The sequence below is a fragment of the Exiguobacterium sp. s127 genome, assembly GCF_018618695.1.
Taxonomy (GTDB): Bacteria; Bacillota; Bacilli; order Exiguobacteriales; family Exiguobacteriaceae; genus Exiguobacterium_A; species Exiguobacterium_A oxidotolerans.
This window is the reverse complement of sequence record NZ_JACSMO010000005.1, coordinates 113,440-128,003: the sequence shown is the minus strand read 5'-3', so window position 1 is coordinate 128,003 and position 14,564 is coordinate 113,440. Positions and strand designations below refer to the sequence as shown.

The window sequence follows — 14,564 nt, the reverse complement described above, 5'->3', positions numbered from 1 at the left end:
AAGTTCCTGTTTTTTTGATTATTTTGTCATTTACTAAAGACTTACACGATTCTTTTATGAAGGGTTGAAGCGTCTGCATCAAAAAAAATAGCCTTATCTACATAATGATTGAAGGCATACGTTTTTTTGACGACGTCAAAAGGACCTCCCGTCAACGCTGGAGGTCCTTGACTATTCTTATTTCCGGTCCCAAAAACGTGCTTGGGCGATGCCTTCGATGAACGAATCAAAATGATCCAAGTTATGTTCTTTGAATAAGAAGACACCCGGCTGATCCGTTTCAACACGGCACTTATCGAGTACTGAGTCATCATGGAGATGTAACGCCAGCGGTTTAGCATGTTTATACGTGTTCTCGATAAATTCGAGCACGTCGTCCGCTACTTTTGAAGATGCGCTGATTAAGAATGCGGCGTCAATCAAACTTGAATCGACCGTATCATACGTTTCTTTTACTTTCATTTCACCTAGTGTATAGGCTTTTTTACCAATGAGGCTGTAATTGATGTTATGCTCCGCCAGTTTTTCGACCCACGCCTTCACCTGATTTGCATCCACGTCCCCTGCAAGCAACAAGGCGACACTGCGCGTATCCGTTTTTCGAATCGTATGTTCCATACTGAGGGCATCTGAGCGTTTCTCTGATTGAACCCCTTCATCCGTCGTCGGTACCGCAACGTCAATGTTCTCCGCAACCTCTTTCGCGAGGGCATGGTCGATATGATTCAGCAAATCGACGGCGTTCGCTTTGACGACATCAGATTCACACTTTCCGAGCTCGAAGCTGTAGGCATCACGAATGTGTTGTTGTTCAACAGCAGTCATGCTGTTGTAAAAGAGCTTCGCCTGTGAATAAAAGTCGAGGAAACTTTCACTCCGGCCACGCACTTTATGGCCGTCGACTTTTTCCTGGTAATGTTCAAAACCGCCTTCTTCGACCGGGACAGGCTCAGGCTGATTTTCATTCAAACCGTTTTTGTGATAGCTCGTCTGTCCTTTATGGACCGCCATCTGATGCATGCCGTCCCGCTGATTGTTATGGTACGGACAAACCGGCTGATTGATCGGGATTTGATGGAAGTTCGGTCCTCCGAGTCGGGACAACTGTGTGTCCGTATATGAGAATAACCGCCCTTGCAACAACGGATCATTTGAAAAATCAATTCCCGGAACGATGTGTCCTGGGTGGAACGCTACTTGTTCTGTTTCCGCAAAGAAATTGTCGACATTGCGGTTCAATGTCATTTTACCGACGAGTCGGACCGGTACTTCTTCCTCCGGCCATAGTTTCGTCGGATCGAGAATGTCAAAATCAAACTTGAACTCATCCTCTTCCGCAATCAATTGCAGTCCGAGCTCCCACTCCGGGAAATCCCCTTTATCGATTGCTTCATATAAATCAACGCGGTGGAAATCAGGATTTTTACCAAGTGCTTTTTGTGCTTCATCCCAGACTTGCGAATGAACACCAAGTTTTGGTTTCCAGTGGAACTTAACAAAGTGTGCCTTCCCTTGTGCGTTGACGAGTCGGAATGTATGGACGCCGAACCCTTCCATCATCCGAAGGCTCCGTGGAATTCCACGGTCACTCATCGCCCACATGACCGTATGTGCAGTCTCATGATTTTGACCGATGAAATCCCAAAACGTATCATGCGCGCTTGCGCCTTGCGGAACTTCCGTATGTGGCTCCGGTTTGACAGCATGGACGAAATCAGGAAACTTGATGGCATCTTGAATGAAGAATACCGGAATGTTATTCCCGACTAAATCGTAGTTGCCTTCATCCGTATAAAACTTCGTCGAGAAACCACGGACATCACGGACCGTATCTCCTGAACCGCGTGACCCTTGGACCGTCGAAAAACGGACGAAGACCGGTGTCGTTTTCGAGGGATCGTTCAAAAAGCCCGCTTTCGTAATCTCAGCTAGCGGTTCGTATACCTGAAATTCACCATGTGCCCCGACACCTCTAGCATGGACGATTCGTTCCGGAATCCGTTCATGGTCAAAGTGTGTCATTTTCTCTCTAAAGTGGAAGTCTTCAATCAATGTCGGTCCCCGTAGTCCTGCCTTTAGCGAAAATTCATCTTCCGCCATTTTCAACCCTTGATTCGTCGTCAGTCCCGCTTTTTTCGTGTTATCGATTTGGTGCGCCTTCATTTGTTCTTCTTTTTTATTCGTCATACTGTTACCTCCCCATAAGTAAAAGCAATCGGTGTCAATCAGCTAGTTAGGTCATCGCTACCATCAATACGGTGTCGGATCTTCTTGTGGTGCATCCGGTATTTCTGTCGGTTCCGGAAAAGTATCCGGCTCCGGCTGACGGATTGGATCTTCTTGCGGCGTGTCCGGAATTTCCGACGGTGGTGTTCCCGGCACTTCATTCGGTTCGTGATTCGGTTCGTGCTCCGGTACTTCGTTCGGATTCTTCTTCATAAAAAAGACCTCCTTATGATGTAATATAATCGCCGCCATTGATATGGATGGTTTGTCCCGTGACGTAACTCGAGTCGCGTGACGCGAGGTAAACATAAGCTGGAGCATTTTCTGAAGGTTGTCCCCGACGCTTCAGTAACGTGTCTTCCCCATGTGCTTCGACCTTCTCTTTCGAGAACGTCGCCGGAATTAACGGTGTCCAAATCGGACCCGGTGCGACGGCATTGACACGAATGCCTTTTTCGACGAGGCTCGATGCAAGCGAACGTGTTAACGTCGTAATCGCCCCTTTTGTCGCCGAATAATCGATCAACGTCGGTGCCCCGCGATAAGCCGTCACGGACGACGTATTGATGATTGTATCTTCTTCTTTCAGATGCGGCACGGCAGCCTGCGTCAAATAAAACATCGAGAAGATGTTCGTTTCGAACGTCTCCTGCAACTGTTCCGGTGTGATGTCTAAAAAATCATCTTGCGGAAATTGTTTTCCTGCGTTGTTGACGAGAATATTCAGTTGACCGAATTCCTGAAGCACCTGATCAATGACTGGTTTTGCGTTTTCCGGCCGGCTGACGTCTTTCGCAAATGCAAGGGCCTTAACTCCGTACCCTTCAATTAACTGCTTCGTTTTTTCCGCGTCCTGTCCTTCATTTAAGTAAACGATCGCGACATTTGCGCCTTCTTTTGCGTAAGCGACCGCGACGGCGCGACCAATCCCGCTGTCACCGCCAGTGATAAGCGCGACTTTCCCTTTCAGCTTCCCGGAGCCGACATACTCGGGATCGTCATAAATCGGTTCAGGATTCATTTCGGACTCAATTCCTGGTTGATGATCTTGTGTTTGCCCTTTTGCTTCTTCATGCATATCCCTCAGTTGCTTTTCGCGCATCTCACTCATCCCCTCTACTGTGATAATTGACTTCCTTAGTTAACATTCCCTTGCCATGTATGAATAAACGTCATTCCATAAAAAAAATCCCCTTCAAAAAGGGGATACAGACTACAGACAAACTCTTATGAAACATGAACAGGCTATAAAAAGAGGCAATCCGTTTGCGCTGCCTTATCTCGCCTCGTCTCCAAAGCTGCAAGGTCGCGACCGATTGCTTTTCGCGGTTCTAAGCGATTCGAGACGAATTGCGCGCTAAACCGTCTGCATGCCTAGAGTTCTGTCACGGTATTACCTAAAAAGCGCCATGTTTCGTTGACTCCTATGGGAATTTAACGCGACTTGCCAAAGGCAGGCAAGACCCTGCTCGTTGTCCGTGAAGATCAAGGAGCAACGACTTGCGCCTCGCCCGGGGAAAGCAACGAAAAAAGACGCTTGATCTCCCAATCGCACGTTGTCTACAGCCAGAATCTCCTTCAAAAAAAGGTGCATACAAGTCTTACTCCAGGAATTCATTCTTTTATTAGACGGTCCCACTCACCTGTCTTCAGCATCGTTTTTAGCTGTAGGGGATAGAATTCGATGGATGGCAATTCGTCGATCGGGACGAACCGGTAAATCAGTTCCTCGCCCTCGACACCGTAAAAATCTTCCGTCGTCACATTGATCTCATCTAACAACTCGACTTCGTAATAAAAACCGACTTCATGAAAAGCGACGTCTTCATATGTAAAGAAATTTTCGTGAACGCACAAAAAACGTTTAACTTGTGCTTCTAATCCTAATTCTTCTTTGATTTCACGGACAACCGCTGTCTCCCCACTCTCCATCAGTTGAATCCGTCCCCCTGGTAATGCCCAAAAAGCATCTCGAATATTCCGATGAATTAAGAGACACCCTTCCTTGACGATCACGGCAGCCGCCCGGTGATTGAATCGTTGCTTCTCAAACTTAAAGTTAATATCCAACTGTTCCACACTCCTTTGTTATGTTTCGATACGATATCACAATTTCCCATAATTGACTTTGTAATAAAAAAGTCAAACAGATGACATGGATAAACCCTCGTCTCAAGGGATTGCGTAATTATCTCAAAACGAAGATTACAATATATATTATCTAAAGATATTTTAGAAATAAAATTGAAATATCGATTTGTAAATTCCGAATGCTATACTCAGTTTGTTCGAAAGCACCACTCACTCTACTAACTCAATCTACTCTATATACAACACATCCTATTTAATGACTCAGTCATTTCATTTTTCATTAACCCGTCACTTTGTTTTCACATCAGGAGGATTTACAACATGAAACGTATTTTGACAACTATGACGATGAGCGCGCTTGTCGTTTCAGGATTTGCAGCTACGGGTACAGGTAAGGTTGAAGCGGCTGGTACTTCTTATAAAGTAAAAGTCATGGCAGACGGACTTCGCGTTCGGACCGGCCCTTCAACAAAATACCGGATCATCGGAGGCGTCAACTCGGGCCAAACGTTTAAGTACCTTGGACGTAAAGGAAACTGGACGAAAATCATCTACGGTGGAGAAAAACGCTACGTATACTCAGGATACGTTAAAAAGTACAGCCTCAAGTCTAAAACTAGCACTGCAAAAAAAGCATCCGTCTCGTCTAGCTTTATTCGCCCGACAAGCGGGACTCTGACGCAACGCTATGGCAATGCAAGCGGCCGCTACGGATATACGTTCCATAACGGTGTCGACTTCGGAGCGAAGACAGGAACTCCTGTCTATGCGACAGCCACTGGGAAAGTCATCTCCTCAAAATATCAAGGCGCGTACGGAAACTACATCATGATGTCACATAAGGTGAACGGTTTAACCTACACAAGTGTTTATGCCCACCTCAATTCACGTAAAGTTTATGCGGGTCAAACGATTGCAAAAGGAACGAAGATCGGAACAGTCGGTAGCACAGGTAATGCGTTCGGTGCTCACCTTCACTTCGAACTTCATCGTGGCAGCTACGTCTACAGCAGCTCTTCAGCCGCAAGTAGTGTCAACCCACTCAACTTACTTTAAACCAAAGAAAGGCACCTCTAATCAGGTGTCTTTTTTGTTTGGATTCCTATTTTGAAAACTTAAAAAATTTTTTAAACATCAAAATTACAAAAATTCAAATTTTAAAAAATACTATTATTTCCATTTCAACTTTATCTTAAACGACCTCAACTTGTCACACTTTTTTATTAATTCCCCAGTATACAAACATTTTTTAAACATCTAAAACATGTTGATATATATAGAAAAACCAATAAATGTAATATGTTATTTTTGGATAGCTTAAATATATTCTATTGAAACATTTCCGAAATGTTAATGTAATATTTAAACATTTTAAGTAATGTTATACTCATTTATGAAATTTAGTAGAACATATTTTCAACAAACAACTGACCTATCGTGTTGAGTTTCAAGGAGGACATACATAGATGAACAAATTATTAACGACTTTAACAGTATCTGCCATTGCAGTAGCTGGACTGACAACATTTGCAGTCCCGAAAGTCGATGCTGCGACAACTTACTATAAAGTTAAAGTCATGGATGACGGTTTACGCGTCCGGACCGGCCCCTCTACTTCATCAAGCGTCATTACGGGTGTTGCTAAGGGAGAAACCTACAAGTATCTCGGGCGTACCGGCAACTGGACAAAAATTTTATACGGATCAAGTAAAGTTTATGTTTCTTCGTCTTATGTCAAAAAATATTCAGTCACACGTTATTATAAAATCAAGGTAATGGCGGATAACCTTCGTGTCCGGACGAGTTCTTCGACAAGCAGCCAGCAGGTCGGTTCGGTCGATAGTGGAGAAACGTACCGCTACCTCGGCAAAAAAGGCGACTGGATTAAGTTCCTTTATAATGGCGAAAAGCGTTATGTTCACGCCGACTATGTAAAAAAATACGCGGTCTTAAAATTAACGAATTCAGGTGCTAGTAAAGCCTCAAAAGATTTCGTCACACCGACAAGCGGACCGATTACACAAGGTTACGGGGCAGCGAGCGGCGTTTACGGTTATACGTTCCATAACGGCATTGATTATGGTGCAGCAAAAGGAACGCCCGTCTATGCGACAGCTGCCGGTAAAGTCACGACGTCTAAAAACTACGGCGCGTACGGGAACTACATCATGATGACTCATACAATTGACGGATCTTCCTTCACAAGCCTCTATGCTCACTTAAATAGCCGGAGCGTCTCCGTCGGTCAAACGGTCTCGCAAGGACAACTGATCGGAACGGTCGGCGAAACAGGGAATGCTTTCGGAGCACACCTTCATTTCGAGCTTCATCGTGGTACATATGTCTACAGCGCAACCTCCGCTGCAAGCAGTGTCAATCCGCTCGATTACTTATAAGACAACACCCCCGACCACATCCGGTCGGGGGTGTTTGTTTTCTGACTCATTTTAATTTTGCTTGATAGGCTTTCGAGTAACGGTCCGCGGCGATGATCGCATCAGCCACTTCTTCCGCCGTCACATCGAATCCATCATGGATTGTCTCACCATCTGCCGTCGCCGCTTCCCCGACTTTCAAGATGTCGTCGCGCGAGGCATCTTTGAGTTTGACGTCTTCGAGCGTGACCGGTAACCCGAGATCCATATAAAATGCGATATACCGCTCGATTTCTTCTTGACTGTGTTGCTCAAGCGCCAGCTGGACGAGCGTCCCGAATGCAACTTTTTCCCCGTGCGTCAAGTGGTGGATGTCACCGTCAAGCGCCGTGAAGCCGTTATGAATCGCGTGTGCCGCGGCTAGTCCCCCACTTTCGAAACCAAGTCCACTCAGTAACGTATTCGCTTCGACGACTGCTTCAAGAGCCGGCGTAACGACTTTTGCTTGAACCGACTCATACGCGAGTCGACCATGTTCGAACAACACTTCCTCACAGCGTTTCGCGATCGCTTCCGCCGCAATCGTCGGCCGACCACCGGCCATTGTCTTCCCGCCGAATGCGATGACACTTCTGACCTCGACCCAGGTCGCGAGCGCGTCGGCAATCCCGGACGCGAAGAATCGCGCCGGTGCTTCCGAGATCAGCTTCGTATCGACGAGGACAAGATCGGGATTCTTTTTATAGAAGCGATAGCTCTCAAAAATCCCGGCGTCTGAATAAATGACTGATAACGCGCTCGTCGGTGCATCGGTCGAAGCAATCGTCGGCACGATGACGACAGGCACCGTCAGTTCGTCCGAGACGGCTTTCGCCGTATCCAGCGTCTTCCCGCCGCCGACCCCGACGACAAAGCGGACGTCCGCTTCTTTCGCCTGCTTCGTGATCCGTTCGACTTCATGGCGCGATGCTTCCCCACTAAAGTCGACTTGTTCGATACCAATTTTTTCTGTTTCAAAGGAGTCATGAATCCGTTGCCCGACGATTTTAAAGACGACATCGTCTGCGATCAACAGAGCTTTATCTCCGAACGGGCTCACGTATGTACCGAGCCGGTCGATGACGTTTTTTCCTTGGACGTACTTGCTTGGGCTGATGAAGACACGTTCTGACATAATCAACATCCTTTCCGAGAAAACACGAAACAATGACGTACACAATAGTGTTTCCCTGTTCGCGCCGCTTCTTAAACGCTGATCTGTATGACCATTACATGAACTGCAGTTGTGATTTTTCTAATACATCGCGTACTTTACGACAATCTGTTTTTAATTGTTCATCCGGACTATCACCGAACCATTCAAGACTGGCCGTTTTCAATGTTAACGCTTGCTTCAGTTCTTCGAAAAATCTTTCGTAATCAATGATTCCATCAAACAGCGGTACCATACCGTCACGTGTTCCACCTGCCGCATATACGTTTGCCGGATTAAAGACTTCGAATTGATCCGTCCGGGCAATCGACTTCAAGTGAAGATGTTCGATGACTGGTTCAAGACGACGGTAAGCAGTGACCGGATCAGCACCTGATTCGACGACATGCAACACATCAAAGTTCAGCCGGCAAGCCGGATGGTTCACTTCGCGTACTAACCGTTCCGTCGATTCAATCGTGTCCGCTGCCGTATTTGGATGAATTTCAATTAACAGCAGTTGCTTGCTTTGATCTAGAACCTTACAAACGCCCTGCAACTGATAGACGAGCCGGACCCGTTCCGGTTCGGTCAACTGCTGACTTGACTTGTTGCCCGCAAAAATCCGAATACGCCTTGTTCCGATTCGTTGTCCTAAACGGGATAACGCTTTCGTCTGTTCAAGCAACACCGATAATGGTGCGTCAAACGATAGATAATGACTCAGCATACTGACCTCTATAGCATGCTCGCGTAAACGCAATATTTCATCGTCCTGTAAATGCTTCGCATGAACCCCCCAAACATCTAACGCATCAAACTGCTCCGCCAATGCGTAGGATAATAAGTCGTCAAACGAGCGGAGATGATGGCGATAGCTGATGGTACACAGTGCAATTTTCATCTGTTTCCCCTTCTTTCCGGCAGTATTCGTTAAATAATCCGATGAGCTGTTGTTTGATCGTATCTTCTAAGATCGCCTGATCTGCGAGCAACGCTTGAATCTCAGTCAAAACAGCTGGATCGCACGTCATACTGTATTTAATTGTTCGGTGCTGGATGACAGTATATTGATTGACGAGTCGTTCGATTCGATCACACCACCCGTCGAAATCGGAAGAGCCTAAATCGAGACCTAACTGTTCATAAAAATAAGCAAAAGCATGTTCATAGGCATATTTACGGATCGCGATGACCGGAAGTTGTTTTAGCGCAGAAGGTAAGCGATTTGGTGTTTTCTTATGATGCGAGACAATTTTTCCGACTGCTTCCGTCAACGGGTGGTGCCGCTTGAGACCACTCATGAAGTAAGCTGCGACCGTTTCCCGATCCGGAAGTTTGACGTGACTCCCGTCAAACCAGAACCCTCCGGCGACAGTCGGCTGATCGATTGCCTGGATGATCCGTACGCGATCCATTTCACCTTCATATCTAAAATCCGGGTCCATCATCCGCCATGTCTCTTCGTCATCCGTTGGTTCAAGCATCACATAATGTGGAAATACGTCATGGTGAAACTTGTTTTCCCGCTCCGGTAACTGCGCGAGATCCAGCATGACGATAATCGATTGTTCCGGTCGTTTCGTTTTCATGAGTCGTTCGAGGTTCATGATATTCGTAGCCCGTGACAGGGTCCGGTCATACCACTGATGGACTGTGATCCCGTACAGTAACCGGTACCACTCGAGCATCGCTTCATGATTAATCTCCGGGGCATGATGCGATAAAACAAAATCGGACGTCAAGCCAAAGTCGGCGTCCCAAATCCCGAAATAATACGGACGATGATCTGCTTGCGACCGCTTGATTGTTTCACAGACACAACTGACGAGACAGTGAACTTTTATCATCAAAGCACCTCCTTTTTTGTTAGCGCAGCTAAGAACATTTCAACCGTCATCTGTGGAAGCTGTCCGAGTTGCTCGTCGGCTAGAACGAGACCGTATTCAAGCTCCAGATGAACGAGCAACTGCAACAATCGCATCGAATCCAGTTGCAGTTCATCGCGAAGCCGCTCCTGTCCCGTCACTTCCATCGGTAAGATGACATCGAGTTGCGCCTCGACGATTTGATGAAATGTCTGCTGGTCGAGGAAGGAACTCATGACGTCACCCCCAGTCGGATTCGACTGATTTTTCCGTTCGGCAGTTTTTTTATTTCCGTAACAAACGTCCAGTCAGTCGGACATTGATGTGGAGCAAGATGCGCATGGCAAAACGAGCGTAATGTCTCCTCGGTCGCCGAACTGACGATCTGGACACAGACTCGTTCGCCTTGCAGACGATCACTTTTCTTGAAGACGACGGCTTCGTTGACGTCGGCGCGACGTAGTAATACATCTTCAACATCTGCTGGATAAACGGATAGACCAGATACATTTATCATTTCGTCCAACCGGCTGAAGAAGAACAATTCGCCGTTTTCCGACGCTCCGACCAAATCCTTCGTACCCGTCCAGGTTCCATCTGATTCGACTAGCAATTCAGCCGGTTGATTTATAGTTCCAGCCTCCGTTTGAAGATGTGGTAACGGATAGCCAATCGCCTGCGCTGTTTTCGGATCAGGGTGTAATGCGATGCAACCGGTTTCTGAGCATCCGTATTGCTGTAAAAGATGATCGGTCACGTCCTGAATCGCTTCAAACCAACTATTCGGCAACGTCATACCGGAAATCATCACTGCAAATAGCCGCTGCTTAAATTGACTGAGCAGATAGACAAGCCCCGGTCCCGCATACAAAATCGCATCCGGATGTGCCCGACAGACACGCAATACATGTCGCGGTGCCGTATGTTCGAGAATGACGGGTACTGCCCCCCGATATAGCGTCGCCATGACACCGCAAATCAAGCCGAATGAATGTGATGTCGGACAGGCGACAATCGTTCCTGTTCCATGCGGTAACGGAAAACATTGATTGTATGCTGTCACTTCTTGTTCAATCGACAACCATGTCCGGTGAATCACTTTCGCCTCTCCGGTCGTACCGGAGCTGAATTGAATCAGACCTCCCGGACGAGGTTTTGCCTGCGTCAATCGAACCGGTTGTTGAAAATCACCATAAATTAAAAAGTCACACCCTGCTCGTTCCGCCATATCGCGTGCACCGGCTTCCGGTAAGTCCGGATGAAGTGGTACGACCGTTCCTTGTGTTCTTTTCATAAGTAAACAAAAGGCAATCCAGGCTGCCGTGTCTTTAGTACAAACTGCAACAACTGTAGTCCCGGGGTCAGCGAGCCAACTTAACTGGCAAACGGGATGATCTGTCAGCATTTGTTCAGTATAAAGCGTCTCTTCAATGTATAACATGCGTTTCGCTTCCCTTCTGCGTCCTTGTATATAATGTATTGCAAACAAGATGCCGGCACTGCCCTGTCTCGAATTTACGCGCGAAGAGGGACTCCGTGTACATGGTCGCTTCGCCGAATCCTAAGGCGGCAAAGCGATCCGGCGACAGCTCGAGTCGGTCGAGTACCGCGGCAGCCCATTTGAAAAATGTTGTTTCTTTCAAGCCGTACTTGTCCTCCAACTGATGCGATAATTCCGTCAAATGAAATACAAATACCGTATCGCTGACGAGCTCGCGTAATGCCTCGACGTCTTTCATTTCGTAATATGTTCCGACCGGCGAATTAAAAGCGGGATGGATGGTCTTAAAATCAGGTATCTCCTCCGGATGCCGGACAAATTTCCCGACATATTCGACGCTATCATGAAAATCCCGCAAAATTAGTCGCGTTGGCCAGCCGTCTTTTAACACGAGTAAACTATTTTGGGCATGTGCTTCGAGAGCAAGCCCTTCTTCGGCGACGAGACGGAAGACCGGTTGTAAATAAACGGTCAGAAACTGTTTTACCCACTGTTCCATCCCGTATTTCTTGAACCACGGGTCAAGAAACAGTCCCCCGTTCGCTTCGTTGAGGGCAAGCGCCGTAAAAGGGATGACTGTTTCCTCAGCTGTGACATTCGTCAGGACATTGTCGCGATAGAGACAGCCGATGCGGCCTGATAATTTTCCGTCCTTCGTCTCGACGACCTGACTGGCGAATTCGCGGAGCAACGTTACGGGAAGCTTTTCCGCTCTTCTGATCAGCCAATCGGATAACACCGGTGCCGCAACAATGCTCGGGACGTCAAACGTCCGTCTCGCCGACGTCTGGATGAGATCAAGCGGGAGCTTAATATGCGGAGCATCCGGTACGCCTGGTTGGAAAACAGTCCGGATTGATTGAGTCGCTTGAAACAGGGGACCGCTTTCTCCAAGGTCAATGCCGCCCGACTCGAGGACATCCATCCCGACGCATCTCCATTGCCACGGGTGGACCGGAACAATTTGATAATCGGCGGAATCATTTGTTGCGCGGATTAGAAGTGCATTTAAGCACTCAAGGGTCGCTTGACCGAATGCCTGTTCCATCACGCCATTCATTTGTGTCATGTGGACAGTAGTAGCCGGAAGTGCGACGAACCGTAAACGAAACCGCTGTCCCGACTCCGGTCCATATCGCCAATGATCGGCGCGCGAAAATCCGATGCGGGACTTGAAGCATGGATGATACGGATGTCCTTCGATTAACGCCTGCTCTAAAGCACTGTATGTCATTTGCGTTCGTGCAACGATGGGGACGGGACAGCTCTCATCAAGCGCGACCGTTTGCTCGAGCTCTTGCCGGAGCGAATTCTTAATTTGAAAACACGCGATGATTTGCGCCAGTGTCATCGGTTGAACTTGATTGTTTTTGGTCAGCACACCTGTAGAAAGTTCGAGCCAAATCCGGTCAAATGCCCCACGCCTCCCGTTAATCGTCAGTTCATACGGGGGACGGATGAATCGAAACGTCGCATTGCCGTCTTGTCGCGGATGTTCACTGAACGGCTCGATCCGTTCGAATAAAAGTGCTTCAAGAAGTTGTTTGCAGACACGTTGTTCGCTCGTTTGCCTCATGAGGGACCTCCCGTTGTAATGGATTAGCGATTTCAATAAAGATGACCCGCTCCCCGCTGACTTCCAGCTCGTCGAGTGCATGCAGACGTGTCAGCAAGTTCGCCTTGTACGGTAGCGTCTGACGTGAGCGGACATAGTGAATCCAGTCTTGAGCCGGACCCGACAATGTTTGCTGTCGTTGATCAAGCCAAGTTCCGAGCCAATCGAGCATGTCCTGTTCCCGTAAGAGTCCGTCTCGGTCAAAACGGTGAAGCAGTCCGCCCAAATGGTTCCAGACCATGTAATACGTTAACCGTTCCTCAATCGTCGACTCGTCATAAAACAGTTCTCGTGCCTGATCCAATGATGGTTCCAAAGACAATAATTTCTCTTCGCAGGACAGGGCGAGATAATACCCTTGGTTATCGCGGAACTGATAACGGATAGGCCGTCCCTGTTCAACAGTAATCAGGCTGTTTTGTTGGTGTGCCTCAAGCGCGATGCCGTAGTTGTCGTACAACTCGAGCAACGCCCCGAGTGTCAGTTCAATATACGTTGCAAACCAGTCCCATGCAGCTTCTTCCAATGACTGATCCGCTTGTTTCGCTTCGAGGACGAGCGACATCAAAACGGAAGGTTCATTTTCCAGCGGTTCCTGGACGAGTGCAGCGACATTGACCGCGTCGGCTTGTGCTTCCCGGTAAATCACTTCAAAACCGGATTCTTCCGTATCCGTCCAAAGTGTGGCGTATGCCGGATCATGCGTAATTGAAAATCCTCGGGGCATCGTCAAATGCCCGGCGAGACGTTTCATGACTATCCCTGCCGTTAGTTCATGTCGTTTGTTGACTCGTCGTGAATTCGTTACCTGGACGGGAATCGAAAACTTCAACATGTGCAGGCCGTCGGTATGTAAAACCGTCCGGATTGAAGATGTCGCATAATACAGTGGACCGAGCTGCCCGAGGTGGCGAATCCGTCCCTGTGCCACTAATGCTTTAACAGTCGTTTGCGTCAACAAAAACTGAGTTTGCAGAGGGTGTGCCGGCAGAAGCGCTTCTCCAGCTGAAAGTTTTACCGTTGATTCGAGTTGCTTGCACATCTGCTCACTGATCAGCCGATCCGTCGCACTTTCCTCAATCAGTAAAGTCCGATCGACGGCAAAATAATCGAGTTGGAAACCGTTTTTAAATTCTGGAGCATATGCGATTTGTTCCCAGTCATGCATTCCTACCCGACTTTTCGGCGTCGGGTGAAACCAATGTCCGAACCGAACTGTCTGTTCATGTTCAAGGAATGTCTGAGCTCGCGTCGTCTCGTCCAACTGATGTGTGATGACTTGACACATCACCCGATGGCTATCGAGGACCCGGTATAGTAAATCCGTTAATCCCGGTACAAGCCGTTGAAGATGTTGGCAACACGCTATGATGAAGACAAGAGGTGCTTCTTCCACCCATCCGCTCGGAGTCTGGCGATAAATCCGCCCGATTTCATGTCGTCCAATGCGTGAACGATGACGGATTTCGAGGATATAGACTGTTGTCACATCAATTCGGCAACCACTCTTACCGCACTTCTCTCTCTCCTCCTCTTTCGGAATGAACCAATCAACTGTTTTGACTTCACGGAGATAACTATTCGCAAATGCCTGGAGCGTTGCCCGGGTTGCAATCTCATCGATACGTTCTTGTCGTGTTGTCATGACTGCCACTATCCTTCCATCAATTGATAACGATTCTCATTGTAAGAAAAG

13 protein-coding genes are annotated in these 14,564 nt (G+C 47.7%); 2 read left to right on the top strand and 11 right to left on the bottom strand.

All coding sequences use genetic code 11. The annotated features are described in order from the left end of the window. Positions 1-177: 177 nt before the first annotated feature. The 4 genes from KNP98_RS08565 to KNP98_RS08550 all read right to left on the bottom strand — a co-directional run bounded on the left by KNP98_RS08565 (position 178) and on the right by KNP98_RS08550 (position 4,305). Positions 178-2,187, bottom strand: a complete 2,010-nt coding sequence (locus KNP98_RS08565; RefSeq protein ID WP_214811123.1) for a catalase — start codon at positions 2,185-2,187, stop codon at positions 178-180. A 63-nt stretch (positions 2,188-2,250) separates the two neighbouring features. Continuing rightward, complete coding sequence (locus KNP98_RS08560) at positions 2,251-2,439, bottom strand: hypothetical protein (RefSeq protein ID WP_029333410.1); 189 nt, start codon at positions 2,437-2,439, stop codon at positions 2,251-2,253. Positions 2,440-2,452: 13 nt separating this feature from the next. After that, a complete protein-coding gene (locus tag KNP98_RS08555) occupies positions 2,453-3,328 on the bottom strand; it encodes an SDR family oxidoreductase (protein ID WP_214767516.1) in 876 nt (291 codons plus the stop codon). Positions 3,329-3,840: 512 nt separating this feature from the next. Then, positions 3,841-4,305 (bottom strand): NUDIX hydrolase, encoded by a 465-nt coding sequence (locus KNP98_RS08550; protein WP_214804895.1) that lies wholly within the window; start codon positions 4,303-4,305, stop codon positions 3,841-3,843. A gap of 333 nt (positions 4,306-4,638) precedes the next feature. Here KNP98_RS08550 and KNP98_RS08545 point away from each other — a divergent pair, with 333 nt between their 5' ends. Both KNP98_RS08545 and KNP98_RS08540 read left to right on the top strand, forming a co-directional pair. After that, positions 4,639-5,373 (top strand): peptidoglycan DD-metalloendopeptidase family protein, encoded by a 735-nt coding sequence (locus KNP98_RS08545; RefSeq protein WP_088836827.1) that lies wholly within the window; start codon positions 4,639-4,641, stop codon positions 5,371-5,373. A gap of 410 nt (positions 5,374-5,783) precedes the next feature. Further along, positions 5,784-6,713 (top strand): peptidoglycan DD-metalloendopeptidase family protein, encoded by a 930-nt coding sequence (locus KNP98_RS08540; protein ID WP_214811121.1) that lies wholly within the window; start codon positions 5,784-5,786, stop codon positions 6,711-6,713. Between the two features lie 46 nt (positions 6,714-6,759). On the opposite strand, the gene KNP98_RS08535 is transcribed toward KNP98_RS08540, so the two are convergent. The 7 genes from KNP98_RS08535 to KNP98_RS08505 form a co-directional block, all read right to left on the bottom strand. Then, entirely contained in the window at positions 6,760-7,866 is a 1,107-nt protein-coding gene (locus KNP98_RS08535) for a glycerol dehydrogenase (RefSeq protein ID WP_088836825.1), read from the bottom strand. Positions 7,867-7,960: 94 nt separating this feature from the next. Beyond that, positions 7,961-8,788 (bottom strand): sugar phosphate isomerase/epimerase family protein, encoded by an 828-nt coding sequence (locus KNP98_RS08530; RefSeq protein ID WP_214767503.1) that lies wholly within the window; start codon positions 8,786-8,788, stop codon positions 7,961-7,963. Then, positions 8,736-9,734, bottom strand: a complete 999-nt coding sequence (locus KNP98_RS08525) for a DUF6005 family protein (RefSeq protein ID WP_214811119.1) — start codon at positions 9,732-9,734, stop codon at positions 8,736-8,738. Before KNP98_RS08525 ends, KNP98_RS08530 begins: the two co-directional genes overlap by 53 nt. Then, positions 9,734-9,988 (bottom strand): phosphopantetheine-binding protein, encoded by a 255-nt coding sequence (locus KNP98_RS08520; protein WP_214767498.1) that lies wholly within the window; start codon positions 9,986-9,988, stop codon positions 9,734-9,736. The genes KNP98_RS08525 and KNP98_RS08520 overlap by 1 nt, the downstream gene beginning before the upstream one ends. Continuing rightward, the gene (locus KNP98_RS08515; protein WP_214769665.1) at positions 9,985-11,193 is read right to left on the bottom strand and encodes an AMP-binding protein; all 1,209 of its coding nucleotides are present in this window, start codon (positions 11,191-11,193) and stop codon (positions 9,985-9,987) included. Before KNP98_RS08515 ends, KNP98_RS08520 begins: the two co-directional genes overlap by 4 nt. Beyond that, complete coding sequence (locus tag KNP98_RS08510) at positions 11,180-12,829, bottom strand: IucA/IucC family protein (RefSeq protein ID WP_214811117.1); 1,650 nt, start codon at positions 12,827-12,829, stop codon at positions 11,180-11,182. Before KNP98_RS08510 ends, KNP98_RS08515 begins: the two co-directional genes overlap by 14 nt. Next, a complete protein-coding gene (locus tag KNP98_RS08505; RefSeq protein WP_214811115.1) occupies positions 12,786-14,513 on the bottom strand; it encodes an IucA/IucC family protein in 1,728 nt (575 codons plus the stop codon). Before KNP98_RS08505 ends, KNP98_RS08510 begins: the two co-directional genes overlap by 44 nt. Positions 14,514-14,564: the final 51 nt, after the last annotated feature.